General features: G+C 66.9%; 14 protein-coding genes. 9 read left to right on the top strand and 5 right to left on the bottom strand.

Annotation, left to right across the window (positions count from 1 at the left end; all coding sequences use genetic code 11):
- Positions 1-4: 4 nt before the first annotated feature.
- On the bottom strand, positions 5-793 hold the full coding sequence (locus CBY09_RS22380; protein ID WP_094291781.1) for a protein-L-isoaspartate(D-aspartate) O-methyltransferase: 789 nt from the start codon (positions 791-793) through the stop codon (positions 5-7).
- Positions 793-1,587, bottom strand: coding sequence for a 5'/3'-nucleotidase SurE (gene surE / locus CBY09_RS22375; protein WP_094291780.1), 795 nt, complete (start codon positions 1,585-1,587; stop codon positions 793-795). The genes CBY09_RS22380 and surE overlap by 1 nt, the downstream gene beginning before the upstream one ends.
- Positions 1,588-1,737: 150 nt before the next feature.
- Between surE and CBY09_RS22370 the strand changes: the two genes are divergently transcribed.
- The 4 genes from CBY09_RS22370 to CBY09_RS22355 all read left to right on the top strand — a co-directional run bounded on the left by CBY09_RS22370 (position 1,738) and on the right by CBY09_RS22355 (position 8,231).
- A complete protein-coding gene (locus CBY09_RS22370; protein ID WP_094291779.1) occupies positions 1,738-2,712 on the top strand; it encodes an NADPH:quinone oxidoreductase family protein in 975 nt (324 codons plus the stop codon).
- A gap of 113 nt (positions 2,713-2,825) precedes the next feature.
- Positions 2,826-4,358, top strand: coding sequence for a GGDEF domain-containing protein (locus CBY09_RS22365; RefSeq protein ID WP_094291778.1), 1,533 nt, complete (start codon positions 2,826-2,828; stop codon positions 4,356-4,358).
- Between the two features lie 205 nt (positions 4,359-4,563).
- Positions 4,564-6,138 carry an alkaline phosphatase D family protein gene (locus tag CBY09_RS22360; protein ID WP_094291777.1) on the top strand — a complete coding sequence of 525 codons (1,575 nt, stop codon included), beginning with the start codon at positions 4,564-4,566 and terminating at the stop codon, positions 6,136-6,138.
- Between the two features lie 248 nt (positions 6,139-6,386).
- Positions 6,387-8,231 (top strand): gamma-glutamyltransferase family protein, encoded by a 1,845-nt coding sequence (locus CBY09_RS22355; RefSeq protein ID WP_240515819.1) that lies wholly within the window; start codon positions 6,387-6,389, stop codon positions 8,229-8,231.
- Positions 8,232-8,450: 219 nt separating this feature from the next.
- Here the strand turns inward: CBY09_RS22355 and CBY09_RS22350 are convergent, their stop codons facing one another.
- From CBY09_RS22350 to CBY09_RS22340, 3 genes are all read right to left on the bottom strand, one after another.
- Positions 8,451-9,113: an HAD hydrolase-like protein gene (locus CBY09_RS22350; RefSeq protein WP_094291776.1), complete on the bottom strand. Its 663-nt coding sequence runs from the start codon at positions 9,111-9,113 to the stop codon at positions 8,451-8,453.
- A gap of 63 nt (positions 9,114-9,176) precedes the next feature.
- A complete protein-coding gene (locus CBY09_RS22345) occupies positions 9,177-9,872 on the bottom strand; it encodes a M23 family metallopeptidase (protein ID WP_094291775.1) in 696 nt (231 codons plus the stop codon).
- A 78-nt stretch (positions 9,873-9,950) separates the two neighbouring features.
- On the bottom strand, positions 9,951-10,505 hold the full coding sequence (locus tag CBY09_RS22340) for a hypothetical protein (RefSeq protein WP_094291774.1): 555 nt from the start codon (positions 10,503-10,505) through the stop codon (positions 9,951-9,953).
- A gap of 176 nt (positions 10,506-10,681) precedes the next feature.
- Here CBY09_RS22340 and CBY09_RS22335 point away from each other — a divergent pair, with 176 nt between their 5' ends.
- The 5 genes from CBY09_RS22335 (at position 10,682) to CBY09_RS22310 (ending at position 17,991) form a co-directional block, all read left to right on the top strand.
- Positions 10,682-11,677 carry a LysR family transcriptional regulator gene (locus tag CBY09_RS22335; protein ID WP_094291773.1) on the top strand — a complete coding sequence of 332 codons (996 nt, stop codon included), beginning with the start codon at positions 10,682-10,684 and terminating at the stop codon, positions 11,675-11,677.
- A 167-nt stretch (positions 11,678-11,844) separates the two neighbouring features.
- Complete coding sequence (locus CBY09_RS22325) at positions 11,845-13,455, top strand: AMP-binding protein (RefSeq protein WP_094291771.1); 1,611 nt, start codon at positions 11,845-11,847, stop codon at positions 13,453-13,455.
- Positions 13,456-13,627: 172 nt separating this feature from the next.
- Positions 13,628-14,854, top strand: a complete 1,227-nt coding sequence (locus CBY09_RS22320) for an acyl-CoA dehydrogenase family protein (protein WP_094291770.1) — start codon at positions 13,628-13,630, stop codon at positions 14,852-14,854.
- A 62-nt stretch (positions 14,855-14,916) separates the two neighbouring features.
- On the top strand, positions 14,917-15,909 hold the full coding sequence (locus CBY09_RS22315) for a Bug family tripartite tricarboxylate transporter substrate binding protein (protein WP_205734200.1): 993 nt from the start codon (positions 14,917-14,919) through the stop codon (positions 15,907-15,909).
- A 108-nt stretch (positions 15,910-16,017) separates the two neighbouring features.
- Positions 16,018-17,991 carry an alkyl/aryl-sulfatase gene (locus CBY09_RS22310; protein ID WP_094291768.1) on the top strand — a complete coding sequence of 658 codons (1,974 nt, stop codon included), beginning with the start codon at positions 16,018-16,020 and terminating at the stop codon, positions 17,989-17,991.
- Positions 17,992-18,023: the final 32 nt, after the last annotated feature.

Below are 18,023 nucleotides of genomic sequence, written 5' to 3'. Positions count from 1 at the left end.
CCCTTTACGCAATCCCCGATTTTAGAGGGACAAAATGCACCGGTTCGAGCACGTTTTGTTTCAATCCGTGCGGGGTTTTGTCGATCACCAGCAACATCTGCTGTCCGCCCGACAGCGCCATCGGCGCCACCAACCGCCCTCCCACCGCCAGTTGATCGCACCAGGCCTGGGGTACGGCATCGCCACCTGCGGCGGCAATGATGGCGGCATAGGGTGCTCCCTTGGCATAGCCCAGCATGCCATCGCCAAACAGCAGATGGACGTTGGCCAACCGGAACGGGCGCAGGTTGTCGCGGGCCCGGTCGTGCAGACCACGCAGCCGCTCCAGCGTGTAGACCTCCCGGGCTAGCAGGCTCAGCACCGCCGCCTGGTAGCCGCAACCGGTGCCGATCTCCAGCACCCGGCCCAGGCCGCCCGCCCGCGCGCCCTCGGCACCCAGCAGCAATTCGCACATGCGCGCCACCACGCTGGGTTTGGAGATGGTCTGCCCCAGCCCGATGGGCAGGCTGGTGTCCTCATAGGCCTGGTTGACCAGGGCGCTGTCCACAAACCGGTGGCGCTCCACCGCACCCATGGCCTGCAGGACGGGCGCCGAGGTGATGCCCCCCGCCGCCAGTTTTTGCACCATGCGCGTGCGAACTGCTGACGAGTCGAGCCCCACCCCCACCGGTGCAGCTACCACTGGCTTGCGCGCCGCCAACGCCGAAGCCGGTGCCGACACCTGTGCCACCGGCTTGGCGCCAGCGTTGCCCGTGCCCGGCAGACGGGCCGGAAACCCAGGGCGGCGCTGCATCACATGCCTGGGGCGGCAGCCGCCCCCGCCCCTGCAGCCCATTGGGACGCCTTCTGCGCCCAGGCGCCCAGGCTGTCGTGATCGGTCAGGTCCACCTTCAGCGGCGTGATGGACACATGGCCCTGCGCCGTGGCATAAAAGTCCGTACCCTCGGCATCGTCTTTCGCCGCACCCGCCCCGCCAATCCAGTACATGGCCTCGCCACGCGGGCTCTCCTGCACGATGACGCGCTCGGCCGCATGGCGGCGCCCCAGTCGGCACCACTTGGCGGGCCGCAGCGCATCCAGCGGCATGTTGGGGATGTTCACATTCAGCAGCCAGGGGGTCTCGGTCACCAGTTGCTGGCTACGCATCTGCGCCACGATCTCCCGTGCCTTGGCGGCGGCGGCTTCCAGCTCGCCCCAGCCCTTGTCCACCTGCGAGAACGCAATGGCCGGGATGCCAAACAGATAGCCTTCCATGGCAGCGCCCACCGTACCGGAATAGATCGTGTCGTCCCCCATGTTGGCGCCATTGTTGATGCCCGACACCACCAGGTCGGGCCGGTAGCCCAGCAGCCCGGTCAGCGCGATATGCACACAGTCGGCTGGCGTTCCGTTCACATACCGAAAGCCATTGGCAGCCTTGTGGACGTACAGCGGCGAATGCAGGGTCAGCGCGTTCGACTTGGCGCTGTTGTTGTGCTCGGGCGCGACCACCTCCACCTCCACGCCCTCCAGGGTCTTGAGTGCGTCATGCAGGGCCACGATGCCCGGGGCCTGGTAGCCATCGTCGTTGGAAATCAGAATTTTCATGGTTGCAGCAGAGGTTGCAACGGATTGTAGGTGGGCGCTCCTGCATGCGTCGCCCCGCCATGGCGCGCGCAGGGTCGGTCGCTCGTGGGACAACAGCCCCCGGGCACCCCGGCCTATCATGCGCCCCAACATTGACAGGAGACTTTTCTCATGCACGCTTGGCTTTGCACCAACCCCGTCGGCGTTGACGCCCTGACCTGGACCGAACTGCCCACACCGGCCCCCAAGGCGGGCGAGGTGCTCATCGAGATCAAGGCGGCCAGCCTGAACTTTCCAGACCTGCTGATCGTGCAGAACAAGTACCAGATGAAGCCGCCGCTGCCCTTTGTGCCGGGCTCCGAATACGCAGGCGTGGTGGCAGCCGTGGGCGACGGCGTCACGCACCTCAAGGTTGGCCAGAACGTGGCCTGCCTGTCGGGCACGGGCGGCTTTGGCACGCACACCATTGCGCCCGCCGCACTGTGCATGCCGCTGCCCGACGGCTTCTCGCATGTCGATGCCGCCGCCTTCATCATGATCTACGCCACGTCCTACCACGCGCTGGTGGACCGGGCTCAGCTCAAGGCAGGCGAAACCGTGCTGGTGCTGGGTGCCGCTGGCGGGGTTGGAACGGCCGCGATCCAGATCGCCAAGGCCATGGGCGCGCGCGTGATCGCCGCCGCATCGAGCGACGAGAAATGCGCGCTGTGCACCTCCATCGGTGCCGACGCCACCATCAACTACAGCAAAGACAACCTGCGCGACGCCATCAAGACTCTCACCGACGGCAAAGGCCCCGATGTGATCTACGACCCCGTGGGCGGCGACTTTGCCGAACCCGCCTTCCGCTCCATTGCCTGGCGCGGCCGCTACCTGGTGGTGGGGTTTGCCTCGGGCCCCATCCCCGCGCTGCCGTTCAACCTGGCGCTGCTCAAGGGCGCCTCCATCGTGGGCGTGTTCTGGGGCGACTTTGCCAAGCGCGAGCCCAAGGCCAACGCCGCCATGATGGGCGAGCTGGCCCAGTGGTACGCACAGGGCAAGATCAAGCCCGTGATCGACCGCACCATGCCCATGGCCGAACTGCCCGCCGCCTACGCCCACATGGGCTCGCGCGGCGTGATGGGCAAGCTCGTGATGGTGAACTGAGCCTCTGCCAGCCCCCTGCAGGGGCCCCGCCAGGCCGGGCGCCCCTGCCCAAAAAAGCCATCCGCTGTGTCACACTTGCGCCTTCCCGCCCCTCCTGACACTGGTGCCCACCCATGGCCGACCGCCTCCCATCCGAGATCGCGCGCGAGACACTGAAACAGCTGGCGGCCCGCCGGTTGCAACCCACCCCTGACAACTACCTGGCGCTGTACGACGAAATTGCGGGCACCCGCAGCCCGCAGCCCTTCCCCGACGGACCGCTGAGCGGCATCCAGCGGGTGCTGCCCGCCCAGACCCCGGCCCAGAAGCGTTTGCTCACCCAGTTCGAGCGGGCCATCATCACCAAGGACTGGACCTCGCTGCAGAGCGTGATGGTGGGCTATGCCAACCTGGGCCTGCACCCCGCTGCCGCCACCCCCATCGAAACCGCCAGCGCCCCCACCGCCCTGGGCGAATTGCCGCCCGAACTGGCCGAAACTCTGGCGCGCCTGATCGACAACACCCTGCCCGCGCTGGGCGAAGACGACGCCCGCGTGATCGAGATGGCCAAGCAGCTCGTCACCTTCCTGCGCGAACCTTCGCCCCCCGTGGCCACAGCGCAGCTCATGCTGGGCAACTTCACCTACCGGCTGTCGTTTGCCACCGAAGACCAGGCCGCCATCCGCACCAGCCTGCTGGAGCTGCTGCACATGATCTTCGAGAACATTGCCGTGCTCAGCGTGGACGACCGGTGGCTGCACGGCCAGGCCGAGGCGCTGATGACCGCCTCCACCCCGCCGCTCACCCTGCGCCGGCTCGACGACGTGCAGCGCCGCCTCAAGGACGTGATCTTCAAGCAGACCGAGGCCAAGGCCCGCACGCTCGAAGCGCAAGAGCAGATGAAGGACATGCTCGCCACCTTCATCGAGCGGCTGGCCAAGATCACCGCCTCCAGCACCAGCTACCAGGGCACGATGGAACGCTGCGCCGACCTCATCGGCAAGGCCAGCAGCCTGCAGGACATCGCACCCGTGCTGCAGGAGGTGATGAGCGCCACCCGCGCCATGGCGCTGGACAGCCGCGTGGCGCATGACGAGCTGCAGGACCTGCGCGAGCGCACCGAGGCCAAGCGTGCCGAAGTGGCCAAGCTGCAGGAAGAACTCGACCGCGCCAGTTCCCAGGCCCGGCACGACCCGCTCACCGGCACCCTCAACCGCAAGGGCCTGGACGAAGCCATGGAGCGCGAGATTGCCCGCGCCCGCCGCATGGGGTCGCCCCTGTGCCTGGCGCTGCTGGACCTGGACAACTTCAAGTCCTTGAACGACCGCCTGGGCCACGCAGGTGGCGATGCGGCGCTGGTGCACCTGGCCCAGGTCACGCGCGAGGTCATGCGGCCACAGGACCTTTTGGCCCGCTATGGCGGTGAAGAGTTTGTCATCGTGCTGCCCGACACCGCAGTCGAAGCCGGCGCGGCCGCCATGACACGGCTGCAGCGCGAGCTGACCACCCGCTTCTTTCTGCAAGGCACCGAGAAAGTGCTCATCACCTTCAGCGCAGGCGTGGCGCAGCTGAGCGACACCGAAAGCAGCACCGACGCCATCCTGCGTGCCGACCAGGCCATGTACCTGGCCAAGCGCTCGGGGAAGAACCGGGTGATGGCGGCGTAGTGGCTCCCCCTGTGTCGCCTTCGGCGCCTTCCCCCAAAGGGGGGACGCCACCCGTGGCCTGGCAAAGCCAGCTCCACGGTGGCACTGGCCTGGGGTGCGCCGGTATCGACCGGCAGTAGACGAGGCAAGTGACAGGATGCCCAAGACCCGTCAATCCCGAAACAGCTGCGGGTGAAACTGCTCAACACCTGAATACCAGCGACCCATGAACCGCCGCGCCTTTCTGCAACACGCCGCCTGCGCGGCCACCGCATCCACCCTTCCCCGCTGGGCGTGGAGCAACCCGCCCACGCTGCAAAGCAACCCCTTTGCACTGGGTGTCGCCAGTGGCGACCCCACGCCCGATGGCGTGGTGCTCTGGACCCGTCTGGTGCTGGCGCAGCCCGCACAGATGTTGGCCACCCACACCGTGCGGTGGGAGGTCGCGCACGACGCGCGCTTTGCGCAGATCGTGCAAAAAGGAGAAGCCCCCGCACTGCCGCAGCTGGGCCACAGCGTGCATGTGGAACTGCACGGCCTGCAGCCAGCGCGCTGGTACCACTACCGCTTCATGCTGGGCGAGGCGGTGAGCACCGTGGGCCGCACGCGCACCGCGCCCTCAGCGGGCGACCTGCCGGATGCGCTGCGCATCGCCTTTGCGTCCTGCCAAAGGTGGGAGCACGGCCACTACGCCGCGTGGCGCCATCTGGTGGCCGACCAGCCGGACCTGGTGCTGTTCCTGGGCGACTACATCTACGAATACGCCACGCCCAAAAACACCAGCGACCTGGCGCGCACCCACAGCCTGCGCCTGGCCACCACGCTGGCCGACTACCGCGACCGCTACGCGCTGCACAAAAGCGACCCGGCCCTGCAGGCCGCCCACGCTGCCTGCCCTTGGTCCGTGACCTGGGACGACCACGAGGTGCAGAACGACTACGCCGCCAGCGCGGGGCACGCAGGCCGGGGCGATGCCACCAGCTTCCTGGCGCAGCGCGGCGCCGCTTGGCAGGCCTTCTACGAAAACATGCCCCTGCGCGCCGCCAGCCTGAGCAGCCCCTTCCCCGACACCCGGTGGGACGCATTGCAGGTTTACCGACGCCTGCGCTGGGGGCAGCTTGCACACATTCACCTGCTGGACAGCCGCCAGTACCGCAGCTGGCAGGCCTGCCGCGCGCCCGAATCGCCCAGCGCAGGCGCCGTGCGCAGCAGCAACTGCGCCGACCTGGCCGACCCCATGCGCAGCCTGCTGGGCACCGCGCAAGAGCAATGGCTGCACACCGGTCTGGCTACCGATGCCGCCACGCAAGACGCCACCCGCTGGAGTGTGATCGCGCAGCAAACCCTGTTCTCGCCGCGCCACTACCCCTCAGGCACGGTGACCACCGACAACTGGGACGGCTACCCCGCCGCCCGCGCGCGCCTGCTGCAGGCCGTGGCAAAGCACAAGCCACGCAATACCGTGCTGCTGGGCGGCGACATCCACCAGAACTACGTCTGCCGCGTGCACGCCAACGCAGACCGCCCCGACTCGCCCGTCATCGCCAGCGAGTTCTGCGGCACCTCCATCAGCTCCCGCTCGGGCACCACCCAAGACAAGGTGGACGCCGTGGTGCGCCACAACCCGCACGTGCTGTTGGCCCGCTGCGACCTGCGCGGCTACGGCCTGGCCCACATCACGCCCACGCAGTGGACCACCACCCTGCGCGTGCTCGACGACCCCCTGCGCGCCGACAGCGGCGCCAGCACGCTCGCCCGCTTTGTCGTCCAGGACGGCCGAGCGGGGCCCGTGGCCACATAGACCGCAGGCGGAACGCCGCAGTGGTCGGCGTCGCCCTTAAAAGCGTATTAGCTATACATTTGATAGCTTAAAAGGCATACCCATAGTGCGGTAACGGCCTAAAAAGCTTTGAATTTGGAGCCTGTAGCGCAATGTAACGCCGCACCCCAAAGCTGCGCCTGGCGCCGTACGATGGCCGCTGTTTCTTGCACGCACGCTTGCTTGTCCTTTCTGCTTGTCACTTCTTGCCACCCAGGAGAAACCAGCCCATGCCCACCCCCACGCCCTTCCCCGCTGCAGCCACCCGCCCATCCGCGCCACGGCGCCACCTGGTGGCCTGCGCCGCACTCGCAGCCCTGCTTGCGGGCTGCGCCAGCAGCCCCTCGCAGTTCGCCTACACCGTGCCCGCCCAGCCCGAAGGTTCTTCGGGCTACACCGAAAAACCCGGCTGGGCCACCGAGAAGTTCGCCGTGGCCGCCGCCAACCCGCTGGCCACCGACGCGGGCTACCAGATCCTCAAGGCCGGTGGCTCGGCCATCGACGCCGCCATCGCCGTGCAGATGGTGCTGACCCTGGTGGAGCCCCAATCCAGCGGCATCGGCGGCGGCGCCTTCCTGCTGCACAGCACCGGCAAGCTGGTGGAGGCCTACGATGGCCGCGAGACCGCGCCCGCAGCCGCCGACGAAAAACTCTTCCTGGGCGCCGACGGCAAGCCCGTGCAGTTTTATGACGGCGTGGTGGGCGGCCGCTCGGTGGGCGTGCCCGGCACCGTGCGCATGCTGGAGATGGCGCACAAGCAGCACGGCAAACTGCCCTGGGCCACGCTGTTCCAGCCCGCCATCACGCTGGCCGAAGGCGGCTTCAAGGTCAGTGCGCGGCTCAACACCCTGGTCAAGGCCGACGCCCACCTCAAGAAAGACCCGGTGGCCGCCGCCTACTTCTACAAACCCGACGGCGACGCCCGCGACGTGGGCTTCAACCTGCGCAACCCCGAGCTGGCCGCCGTGCTGCGCCGCATCGCCGCCGAGGGCAGCAAGGCCCTGCACGAAGGCGAGATCGCCCAGGCCATCGTAGACAAGGTGCAAAAGCACCCCACCAACCCCGGCAAGCTCAGCCTGGCCGACCTGGCCAGCTACCAGCCCAAAAAGCGCGAAGCCCTGTGCCACGACTACCAGGTGCAGGCCAAGGACTTCCGCATCTGCGGCTTCCCGCCACCCAGCTCGGGCGCCATTGCCATCGGGCAGATCCTGGGCATCCTCAAGAACACCGACGCCGCCGCCAAGCCCCTGCAAGACGGCATCCCATCGGCCGACTGGCTGCACCTGTACACCGAAGCCGCCCGCCTGGCCTTTGCCGACCGCGCACTCTACGTGGCCGACCCCGACTTTGTGCAGCCGCCCGCAGGCAGCTGGACCAGCCTGATCGCCCCCGCCTACCTGGCCGAACGCGCGAAGCTCATCGGCCAGCAGAGCATGAAGGTCGCCCAGCCCGGCAACCCGGCGGCCGTGAAGGCCGGCTACGCCCCCATGCCCGACCAGCCCGAATTCGGCACCAGCCACATCAGCATCGTCGATGCCTTCGGCAACGCCGTGGCCATGACCACGACCATCGAAGACCAGTTTGGCGCGCGGCAAATGGTCAAAGGCTTCTTGCTGAACAACGAGCTGACCGACTTCAGCTTTGCCCCCACCGACGCACAAGGCCAGCCCATTGCCAACCGCGTCCAACCTGGCAAGCGCCCGCGCTCGTCGATGTCGCCCACGCTGGTGTTCGACAAGGCCACGGGCGAGCTGCTGATGAGCGGCGGCAGCCCCGGCGGCGCGGCCATCATCCACTACACGGCCAAGACGCTGTATGGCGTCTTCAACTGGGGCCTGATGCCCCAGCAGGCCATCAACCTGCCCAACTTCGGCTCGATGAACGGCCCCACGCTGCTGGAAGAAAAGCGCTTCCCACCCGCCACGGTGGAGGCCCTGCGCGCCCGGGGCGCCGAGGTGCGCGAGATGAACATGACCAGTGGCCTGCAAGCCATCACGCGCGGCCAGGCGCATGGCAAGAAGCTGTGGATGGGTGGCGCGGACCCACGGCGGGAGGGGGTGGTGATGGGGGACTGAGGAGGTGGATGGGTTGGTGCCTTGGCATCAACCCACCCGCGCTGGCCAACCATCTGGCGCAACTGGCGCACATCCGTTACGCGACGCAGCGCGACCGCAAGCCGCTTCATGAAGCGGCCCTCTTGCACAGGAAAGAAGCCTCCAGAGCTTCGTGATGCTGCGCTGCCACCACAAAGGCTCACCACACCCAAGGTGTTTTACCTGCGCCCCCCCAATCGGTCAGGCCACGGCTGCCGTGGAGGAGTCCGTATAGCTGTGTGGGACGATTCTTCTCATCGAAAGTACATTTTCAAACTCTTCTTCAGGTGAATGGCCCCGAAGAGACTCTATCGCCCCATATCCCCATGACACGGCGCCAAAAGCGACTTTCTCTTTTCGCGCAGCATCCAAGTCGGAGATTTGATCACCAATATAGATGGCTTCATGGCAGGAAACCCCAGCCTCTTTCAACACCTTCCGTATTCGTGGTGATTTACCGAAAATGGACATCCCGCACTCAAAGTGCGTGATGATTTTCATCATGTCCGCACCAAGAATCTCACGGATATTGTCGTAAGCATTCGACGAAACCACCGCCAGGGCGACCCCATTATTTGCCAGATGAAGCAACGTGGATTCAATATGCTCAAACAAGGAGATGCTTGCCGCATTGCTTTTCATAAGCGAGGCAAAGTCCTTTGCAACAAAAGGAAGCTTCCACTTGGGCAACTCTACCAGCTGCATTATTTGCCTTGCGCTCTTCTGACGCAAGCCGGGAACAGCATCCGCATCGATCTCTCTGAATCCGTGCTTTTGGGCGAGTTGATTGAAGACTTGAATAAAAAAGGGAAACGAGTCAGCGAGCGTTCCGTCAAAATCAAAAATTGCGAGCTTATATTTCATTTAACCAATACTGTCTAACGTTCAACATGAGCGGCAAGACCCGGCTTGTCGGGGCCTGTCCTCTCAAATAAAGGGTTGGGCAACACTGCGAATCCTCTGCCTGCGCCTTGGCAATGAATTTTTTTGAATGAGCCAACGCCCATCCACATGGGCTTCATAAACCGAAAACGTGAAGGGTATCAGTTGCTGCGCCAGAGGATTGGGGCAGGACATCAGCTGAAAGTGCAAGTGAGGCACATTCGACTGCCCGCTGTCGCCCACCTCGGCGACTGGCTGCAGCCCACGCACAAGATCCCCCGCTTTGACGCTCAGGGAGCCCCGCCGAGCATGGGCCAGGAAGGCATAGATGCCGGGAGATTCAAGCGATTCGATCACCAGATGATTCCCTGCGAATTCCCGGATGTCTCCCGCTCCACTGGCGATCAGACTTGCCAGTCGGCGCCTCTCTCGGGAGGGCCACCACGATGCCCGCACAAGGCCCCAGAGCTTCATCAGGTAGCTTTGGGGGAACTCGGGACAACCATCCACGGCCGTCACGACCCTCCCATGGAAGGGGCTGAGGATCGGCTGCCCCCAGCCATGGTGCTCTTCATAGGGAACAGCCGTCAGCAGTTCTCGCCATGCGGCACGGGTCGTGGCCTTGAGGTGTTTGTCCAGGCGCATGAAGTCAAGCGCAAGTTCATGCCCGGGTTCGGTGCCGTCGGCGCCAACGTACCACTCGCCGGACAGCGGAAAGCCAACGCTCAACGAGGATGGCATTGTGTTGCCCACCGGTCGGCGCAAGGGACGATTGCAGGTGGGCGACGCCCGCTTGTGAACGCCCTCCTGGCGCAGCGGTCAGCTGGCGCTTGGGCGATAGCTCCACTTGGAGGTGGCCAGCAAGATGGCCAATGAAATGAATGCCAGAAAGATGCTGCCATAGAAGAAGACATATGACTCGCTCAGGCGTTGAGGGTAAATTTTCCATGCAGCCCCAAGACCGATGGCGTTGCCGCCGACGGCAAGGATGGCTGCAGCAAAGTCATGGAAGCGTCTTGCCCTGTTGGCACCAGCGGACCAGCGCGGATCTGTGTTGTAGCTCGGCAGGCTGGTGTGGGCATTGTCCAGGCGCTCCAGCTCAGCCAGAAAGTGGCGCAGATTGGAGATGGCGCGCTCAGACTTGTAGTTCAGCATCGCAAGGCACACCGATGCCACCGGAAAGCCAAGAATCAGCCATTCGATCGGAGGTTCGGAGCCGCTTTGGCTGGGCCTGAGAGCCACCAGGGCCGCCAGAAGGCTGACGACCAGCGTAACGTACAGGGTAAGTGCCTGCTGGCGCTGTGCGATGCGGGCGTTGACTTCCTGGTACGCGGCGATGAACCGGTAATTCGCGTCGACTGATGACTTGCTCATGGCCGAAGTATCGCTTGCCGATGGCTACCGACCGGTGTGCCACCCGCCACAGGGCTGGTTTTTGTGCAGCTGCGCCACCCGTGCGCTGCGTGGGCATGAAGCTCTGAAAGGGCACAGGCAGGGCGGAGCCAGGCCCTGCAACCATCCGCCCCTGCGCCCCGCTAAAGTCGAGCCCCATGGATCTACGAAGCCTGCGCTACTTCATTGCCGTGGTCGAGGCCGGCAGCCTCTCTCGGGCGGCGGGCAGCCTGTACATCGCGCAGCCTGCGCTCACGGCCCAGATCAAGAAACTGGAATCGGAGCTGGGCGCGCAGTTGCTGGAGCGGTCGCACGCGGGCGTTTCCCCCACGCAAGCCGGGGTGCAGTTGTACCAGGATGCACGGCGCCTGCTGAGCGATGCCACCGCCATGCGTGAACGCATCCAGCGCCTGCCCCAGGGGCCGGAAGGCTCGGTCACCATCGCCGTGCCGTTTCTGCTGTCGTCGCTGCTCATGGGGCCGTTGCTTGCGCGCCTGAAAGAGACACACCCGCGCATCCGGGTGTTCGTGCTGGACGACCTCAGCCTCATGGTCAAAAAGGCCATGGTCGAGCGGCGTGCAGACATTGGCATCCTGGTGGATACGCCGCAGGCCGAGGGCCTGGTGTGCAGGCCGTTCGCGCGTGAATCCATGTACTTCTGCGGGCACGACGCCGATGGCACCGTGCGCGCCCTGCTGCAGCGCCCGTCAGCATGCGCCACCCCCACGCGCCCCGACATCGACTTTGCGGTGGCCGCCGCGCAGCCGCTGGTGCTGCAGTCGCGTCGTTTTTCCATCCGCCAGCAGGTGGAAGACGCTGCGGCCTTGCGCGGCACGGCGCTGAACATCGTGCATGAGCACGATTCGGCCCGCGTGATCCGCTCGCTGTACGCCTGTGGCGCAGGCTTCACGTTCACGCCGGCCTGCGCGATGGGCGACACACCCGCCATGGCGTCTGACTGGCTGGTGGCACGTGTGGTCAACCCGGAGATGGCCCGTGCCTACACCGTGGCCACGGCCCCCGAGCGGGACCGGGACCCCGGTGCAGACGGTGTGATGCAGGCCGTTTTGCAGGCCCTGGCCGCTGTGGCGCAGCGCCTTGCAGACACCGGCCGGTGGGATGCAGAGATCACCGGGCCTGGCGCAGCGCCATGATGCGGGCCAGCAGAGCACGAAAGGGCCGCCAAACGGCAGCAGCCCCGCAGCCATCAATTCGATTGATACCTCCCGATCAGCAATCGGTATTTCCCTGATACCCCCGTCTTCTGGAACAGTCCGGCCAAGCCCCCGCCACACAGGGGGTTGCACTCCAGGAGACGACCATCACCACCACCCCGCCCCCCCACAGCTGCGCCCATCGCCGCCCCGTCGCCAACGTCGGCGCCCTCGTGGCGCGCAGCGCCCGCGCCCATGCCCGCCGCATCGCGGTCAAGAGCCCTGCGCGCAGCATCACTTATGCCGATCTGGAGCAGCGCTCGAACCGCCTGGCCAACGCCTTGCTGAGCCTGGGCCTGCAGCGCGGTGACCGCGTGGGCATTTACCTGCCCAACTGTGTCGAGGTGGTCGAGATCGAGATAGCCTGCTACAAGGCCGGGCTGATCAAGGCGCCGTTCAACGCCCGGCTCTCGCCCACCGAGGTCGGCGCCATTGCCGCCAACAGCGGCGCGGCGCTGATCGTGACCACTGCCGAGCGCGCCGAGACCATCCGCCCGCATGTGTCGCAAAGCATGCCCAGCGCCATGCCCCAGCTGCTGCTGACCGACGATGCGGGCCCCACAGGCTACGAAGCGGCACTGGCCCGGGCCAGCGACTCGTTCGCCCCGGTGGCCGTGTTCGAAGACGAAGTCGCCGTGCTGCACTACACCTCGGGCTCTTCGGGCGTGCTCAAGGCGGCCATGCAGACCTTCGGCAACCGCCTTGCGCAGCTGCGCAAGTTCCTCACGCGTTCGGACGGGCAGCAGCCCGGCCACATCCTGGGGCTGGTAGGCCCGATCACCCACGCATCGGGCATGCAGATGGTGCCGGCGCTGTGCCAGGGGGTCACCATCCGCCTGTTCAACGGCTTCGAGCCCCCGCGCTTCATCGCCGACATGCGGGCCGACCGGGTGACCCACACCTTCATGGTGCCCACCATGATCAACATGCTGCTGGCCGAGCTGGAGGGCCAATACCGCCCCCTGCCCGACCTGCTGCGCCTGGGCTACGGCGCCGCCCCCATGGCGCCCGCGCGCATCCTGCAGGCCATGGACGTGTTCGGGCCCATCCTGCAGCAAGGCTATGGCGCGGGCGAGACAACCTCGGGCGTGTGCGGCCTGTCGGTGGAGGACCACCTGTTTGCCCGCGCGGCGCGGCCCGAGCGGCTGGCATCGTGCGGGCGCCCGTTTCTGGAATGTGATGTGCAGATCCTGGGCGACGACGGCCAGCCCGTGGCCACCGGCGAGATCGGCGAGATCGTGGTGCGCGGCGACGACATCTTTGCGGGCTACTGGCGCGCGCCCGAGCTGACGGCCGAGGTGCTGAAGGACGGTGCCTACCACACGGGCGACCTGGCCCGCATGGATGACGAGGGCTACGTCTACATCGTGGACCGCAAGAAGGACATGGTGATCAGCGGCGGCTTCAACGTGTACCCGTCGGAGGTGGAGGCAGTGCTGTACCAGCACGACGCCATTGCCGATGCCTGCGTATTTGCCGTGCCCGATGACAAGTGGGGCGAGGCCGTGGCCGCGCACGTGGTGCTCAAGCCCGGCCGTGCGGCCGGTGCCGACACCACCGCTGCGATCGACGCGTTCTGCGCCCAGCACCTGGGCGGTTTCAAGCGGCCCCGGCGCATCGAATTCGTCACCACCCTGCCCAAGAACCCCAACGGCAAGGTGATGCGCCGCGCCGTGCAGGCCCCGTATTGGGAGGGGCGTGGGCGGATGGTGAATTAGAGGGCATCCCCCTGAGCGGCTTTGCCGCTTCCCCCTTCTCTCTTAGCGCTTCGCGCTGCGGGAAGGGGGACGACGCCCTCGCTGCGGGGCGGCCCTTGCTCGGCGTCCCTGGCCCGGGGCGCGCCAGTTTCCAGCGGCAGCAGGTAGCCGCCAACCACAAGGAATACCGACCATGAACAACGACATTACGTCCCCCCTCCCCGCGCCGCTGTTTCCCGGCATGCCTTTTGAAGGCTCGCCACAGGCGGCCGAACTGATCGCCCGCATCAACGAGTTTCTGTATGGCGAGCTGGCCGCGCTGGCGCGCGAGCATGGCATCGACCACGAGAACGCGCCCGACAGGGCCTTGCTGCAGCAGGTGTGGAAGCGCTCGCACGCGCTGGGCTTTTACGGCATGACGCTGCCGCAGAAGATGGGCGGCCTGGGCCTGCCCACGCTGGACCATGTGCTGGTCAAGGAAGCCATCTACGCCAGCGGCTCGCCATTCGCCCCCCATGTGTTTGGCGAGCTGAGTGGCCCGCCGCGCGTGGGCGCGCTGGCGCGCATGGCCACACCGCACCAGATGCAGCAGTTCATCCTGCCGGTGGCGCGGGCCGAGATGGCCATCTGCTTCGCGCTGACCGAGGCCGAGGCTGGATCGGACGCTGGCAACGTACAGACACGGGCCGTGCGCGATGGCGACGACTACGTGATCACGGGTACCAAGCGCTTCATCTCGGGCTCGCCGTTTGCCGACTACGCGGTCCTGATGGCGTCCACCGCCACACACGACGACCCCGACCCGAAAAAGCGCGAGGTCACGGCCTTCTTTGTGGACTTGCATGCACCCGGCGTGCGTGTGGAGTCGGGCTACAAGACCATGGCCGGACAGACCAGCACGGGCAACATCGTGCTGGACGGAGCGCGCGTGCCCGCCGCCAACCTGATCGGCGAGCCCGGGCGCGGCCTGGCGCTGGCGCTGGGCCGCATCAGCGTGAACCGCTTGCTGCACTGCCCGGCCATGCTGGGCCTGGCGCAGGTGACCCTGCGCGATGCACGCGACTACGCGCAGCAGCGCCACCAGTTCGGCCGTGCCATCGGCCAGTTCCAGGCCATCCAGCACATGCTGGCCGACATGGCGACCGACTGGGCCGCCGCGCGCGGGCTGATGCTGGCCACGGCCCGCGCGATTGATGCAGGCGCCGAGCCGCGCGCCGAATCGTCCATGGCCAAGCTGTTCTGCTCGGAGGCGGCCTTCCGCATCGCCGACCGCGCGGTGCAGATCCACGGCGGCGAGGGCATCGTGCAAGGCCGTCGCGTGGAGTTCCTGTTTCGCATGCTGCGCATGTACCGCGTGCTCACCGGCACGAGCGAGATCCAGCGCAACACCATCGCGAAAGAGCTTTTGGCATCCCCCTGAGCGGCTACGCCGCCCACCACGCGCCAAAACAACCCTCATAGAAAATGACAAGGAGACAAGACATGACCAAGCAACCCATCCCCCACCTGCGCCGCCGCGCACTGATCGCCGCGGGCTTGCTGCCGCTGCTGGCCGGCGCCCCCGCGCTGGCCACCGAGGCATGGCCTGCGCGCCCCATCAAGTGGGTCGTGCCCTACCTCGCGGGCACGGGCCCGGACACCACGGCCCGCATCGTGGCCGAGGCCGTGTCGAAGGAGCTGGGCCAGCCCGTGGTCATCGAGAACAAGGGGGGTGCAGGCGGCAACCTGGGTGCACGCCAGGCGGCCAAGGCGGCGCCGGACGGCTACACCTGGGTCTACGCCGGGTCGCCCATGGCGGCCAGCATGCGCATGTACAAGCAGCCGGGCTACGACGCACTCAAGGACTTTCGCCATGTGATCGGGCTCACCAGTTCGGACACGGTGGTCATCGTCAACGCGCAAAGCGACATCCGCACCCTGGCCGACCTGCTCGCGCGCATGCGTGCGCAGCCCGGCAAACTGGACTACGCCTCGGGCGGCGTCGGAACGCCCTCGCACCTGGGGGTGGAGATGGTGCTCAGCGTGAGCCAGGCGCAGGCCACGCATGTGCCGTACAAGGGCGCGTCGGAAATCGTCAACGCGGTGCTGGGCCAGCAGGTCACCTTTGGCGCACCCATCACCGCCGTGGCGTACTCCAACATCGTGGCGGGCAAGCTGCGCCCGCTGGCCGTGACGGGACCCGCGCGCAACCCCAAGCTGCCCACCGTGCCCACGCTGGCCGAGGCGGGGCTGCCGGGGGTGGAGCTGACGTCGTGGGGCGGCGTCTCCGTGCCCACCGGCACACCCGATGCCATCGTCTCGCGCGTGCGCTCCGCATTCGAAGCCGCCCTGCGCCAGCCCGCCGTGGTGGCAGCGCTCGAAGAGCAAGGCGGCATGGTCCACCCGCAAGACAGTGAGACCTTCACACGTGCCTTCGGCAGGGAAATCAGCTTCACCGAAGCCATGATGAAGCGCATCAAGCTCGAACCGATGTGACGGCGCCGGGCATGCGCCACCAGATGATCCGCTTCAATTTTGATAGCTGTCAGCGCACATCCATCAGGCGATGGGGCCATTTTTAATTCTCAAACAGTTAGCTTCTCCATGCGAACCCTCTCCCTGTGCGCGGCTCTCACCCTGCCGCTTTGGCTGGGCCTGGCCCCTGCAACCTTTGCCCAGGTGGCCGACGTCCGGCAGGACGCAACCGCCGCTACGCGTGCGCGCCAGGCCGCATCCCTGGGCACGCTGGACGTGAATGCGCCCGCCAGCTTCGAGGACGCTCGCCGAGGCCTGATTGCCACACCCAGCGGCCAGGTGCGCAACGCCCAGGGCCAGGTGGTGTGGGACTTCGACGCGCTGCGGTTTGCGCAGGGCGAGGCGCCGCCCACCGTCCACCCCAGCCTGTGGCGCCAGGCGCGCCTGAACCAGACGCCCGGCCTGTACCAGGTGCACGAGGGCATCTGGCAGCTGCGCGGGTTTGACCTGGCCAACCTCACGCTCATCCAGGGCCGCACAGGCTGGATCGTGGTGGACCCGCTCACCACGCAGGAGACGGCGGCCGCCGCCCTCGCGTTCGCGCGCCAGCACCTGGGCGCACAGCCGGTGTCGGGTCTGGTGTTCACGCACAGCCATGTGGACCACTTCGGCGGCGCCCTGGGCGTGCTGACCGCGCAGGACGCCCAGGCGCGCGGCGTGCCCATCGTGGCGCCCGTGGGTTTCATGGAAGAGGCCACCAGCGAGAACGTGCTGCTCGGCCCCGCCATGTCGCGCCGCGCGGGCTTCATGTATGGCAGCCAGCTGCCACGCGATGCGCGCGGCGTGGTGGACAACGGTCTGGGCATGGCAGTGGCGGCCGGGCGCATCGGCATCCTGCCGCCCACGGTGCTCATCGACCAGCCCACACAGGCGCTCGACATTGACGGCGTGCGCTTCGTTTTCCACAACGTGCCCGGCTCCGAAGCCCCGGCCGAGATGGTCTTCGAGCTGCCCGACCTGCGTGCATTCGGCGCGGCCGAGCTGGTCTCGCAGACGCTGCACAACCTCTACACCCTGCGCGGCGCCAAGGTGCGCGATGCGCTGGCGTGGTCGCGCTACATCGATGGCGCCATTGCGCACGCAAGCCGTGCGGATGTGGTCTTCCTGCAGCATGGCTGGCCGGTGTGGGGCCGCGAGCGCATCGACACCTTCATGACGACGCAGCGCGACACCTACCGCTACCTGCACGACCAGACGGTGCGCCTGCTCAACGCCGGGCTGACCCCCGGTGAGATCGCCGAAGCCGTGCAACTGCCCTCCACGCTCGCGGCGCAATGGGCGTCGCGCGGGTACTACGGCACCGTCAAGCACAACGTGCGCGCGGTGGCCCAGTTCTATCTGGGCTGGTTCGACGCGCACCCCGCCACGCTCGACCCGCTGCCGCCCGTGGAGGCCGCACGCCGCTACGTGGCCCTGGCGGGCGGTGCAGACGCTGCGGTGGCCGCCGCGCGTCAGGCCTACAACGCGGGCGACTACCGCTGGGCCGCTGAATTGCTGCGCCATGTGCTGCTGGCGGACAGCAACAACGCAGCGGCCAAAGACCTGATGGCGCGCAGCTTCGAGCAAATGGGCTACGCCGCTGAATCTGCGCCCTGGCGCAACTTCTACCTCACCGGCGCGCAGGAGCTGCGCCAGGGCCCAGCCCCACGCAACGCGTCGGCCCCGCGCTCTGCCGTGGCCGACATGCTCATGCAAACGCCCATCCCGCAGTTTCTGGACGCAATGGCCGCCTCGCTCAACGGCCCGCGCGCCGACGGCCTGCGCCTGGCCGTGGCGCTGCGCTTCACCGACGCGCAGGAAAACCACGGCCTGTGGATCGAGAATGCGGTGCTGCACCACCGCCCGGGCACACCGCCCTGGCCCGCCGCCGCCACGCTGGTGCTCACCAAGCCCGCCTTCCTGCGCCTGATGAACGGCCAGGCCACGCCGCAGGAGCTGGCCACCGCCGGCGCGCTGCGCATCGAAGGCGACGCCCAGGCCCTGCGGCAGCTGATGGCGCTGCTGGACAAGCCAGCGCGCGACTTTCCGATCATGACACGGTGATGTGGATGAAAAAGGCCTCCAGCGCCCGTATA

The sequence above is a fragment of the Acidovorax kalamii genome (assembly GCF_002245625.1).
Taxonomy (GTDB): domain Bacteria; phylum Pseudomonadota; class Gammaproteobacteria; order Burkholderiales; family Burkholderiaceae_C; genus Acidovorax; species Acidovorax kalamii.
The sequence above is the reverse complement of the archived record's forward strand: the minus strand, read 5'-3'. Positions and strand labels throughout refer to the sequence as shown.

Coding starts and splice junctions, on each gene's coding strand:
- CBY09_RS22380 (WP_094291781.1), bottom strand. CDS start 793: ATGCAGCGCCGCCCTGGGTTTCCGGCCCGTCTGCCGGGCACGGGCAAC.
- surE (WP_094291780.1), bottom strand. CDS start 1,587: ATGAAAATTCTGATTTCCAACGACGATGGCTACCAGGCCCCGGGCATC.
- CBY09_RS22370 (WP_094291779.1), top strand. CDS start 1,738: ATGCACGCTTGGCTTTGCACCAACCCCGTCGGCGTTGACGCCCTGACC.
- CBY09_RS22365 (WP_094291778.1), top strand. CDS start 2,826: ATGGCCGACCGCCTCCCATCCGAGATCGCGCGCGAGACACTGAAACAG.
- CBY09_RS22360 (WP_094291777.1), top strand. CDS start 4,564: ATGAACCGCCGCGCCTTTCTGCAACACGCCGCCTGCGCGGCCACCGCA.
- CBY09_RS22355 (WP_240515819.1), top strand. CDS start 6,387: ATGCCCACCCCCACGCCCTTCCCCGCTGCAGCCACCCGCCCATCCGCG.
- CBY09_RS22350 (WP_094291776.1), bottom strand. CDS start 9,113: ATGAAATATAAGCTCGCAATTTTTGATTTTGACGGAACGCTCGCTGAC.
- CBY09_RS22345 (WP_094291775.1), bottom strand. CDS start 9,872: ATGCCATCCTCGTTGAGCGTTGGCTTTCCGCTGTCCGGCGAGTGGTAC.
- CBY09_RS22340 (WP_094291774.1), bottom strand. CDS start 10,505: ATGAGCAAGTCATCAGTCGACGCGAATTACCGGTTCATCGCCGCGTAC.
- CBY09_RS22335 (WP_094291773.1), top strand. CDS start 10,682: ATGGATCTACGAAGCCTGCGCTACTTCATTGCCGTGGTCGAGGCCGGC.
- CBY09_RS22320 (WP_094291770.1), top strand. CDS start 13,628: ATGAACAACGACATTACGTCCCCCCTCCCCGCGCCGCTGTTTCCCGGC.
- CBY09_RS22315 (WP_205734200.1), top strand. CDS start 14,917: ATGACCAAGCAACCCATCCCCCACCTGCGCCGCCGCGCACTGATCGCC.
- CBY09_RS22310 (WP_094291768.1), top strand. CDS start 16,018: ATGCGAACCCTCTCCCTGTGCGCGGCTCTCACCCTGCCGCTTTGGCTG.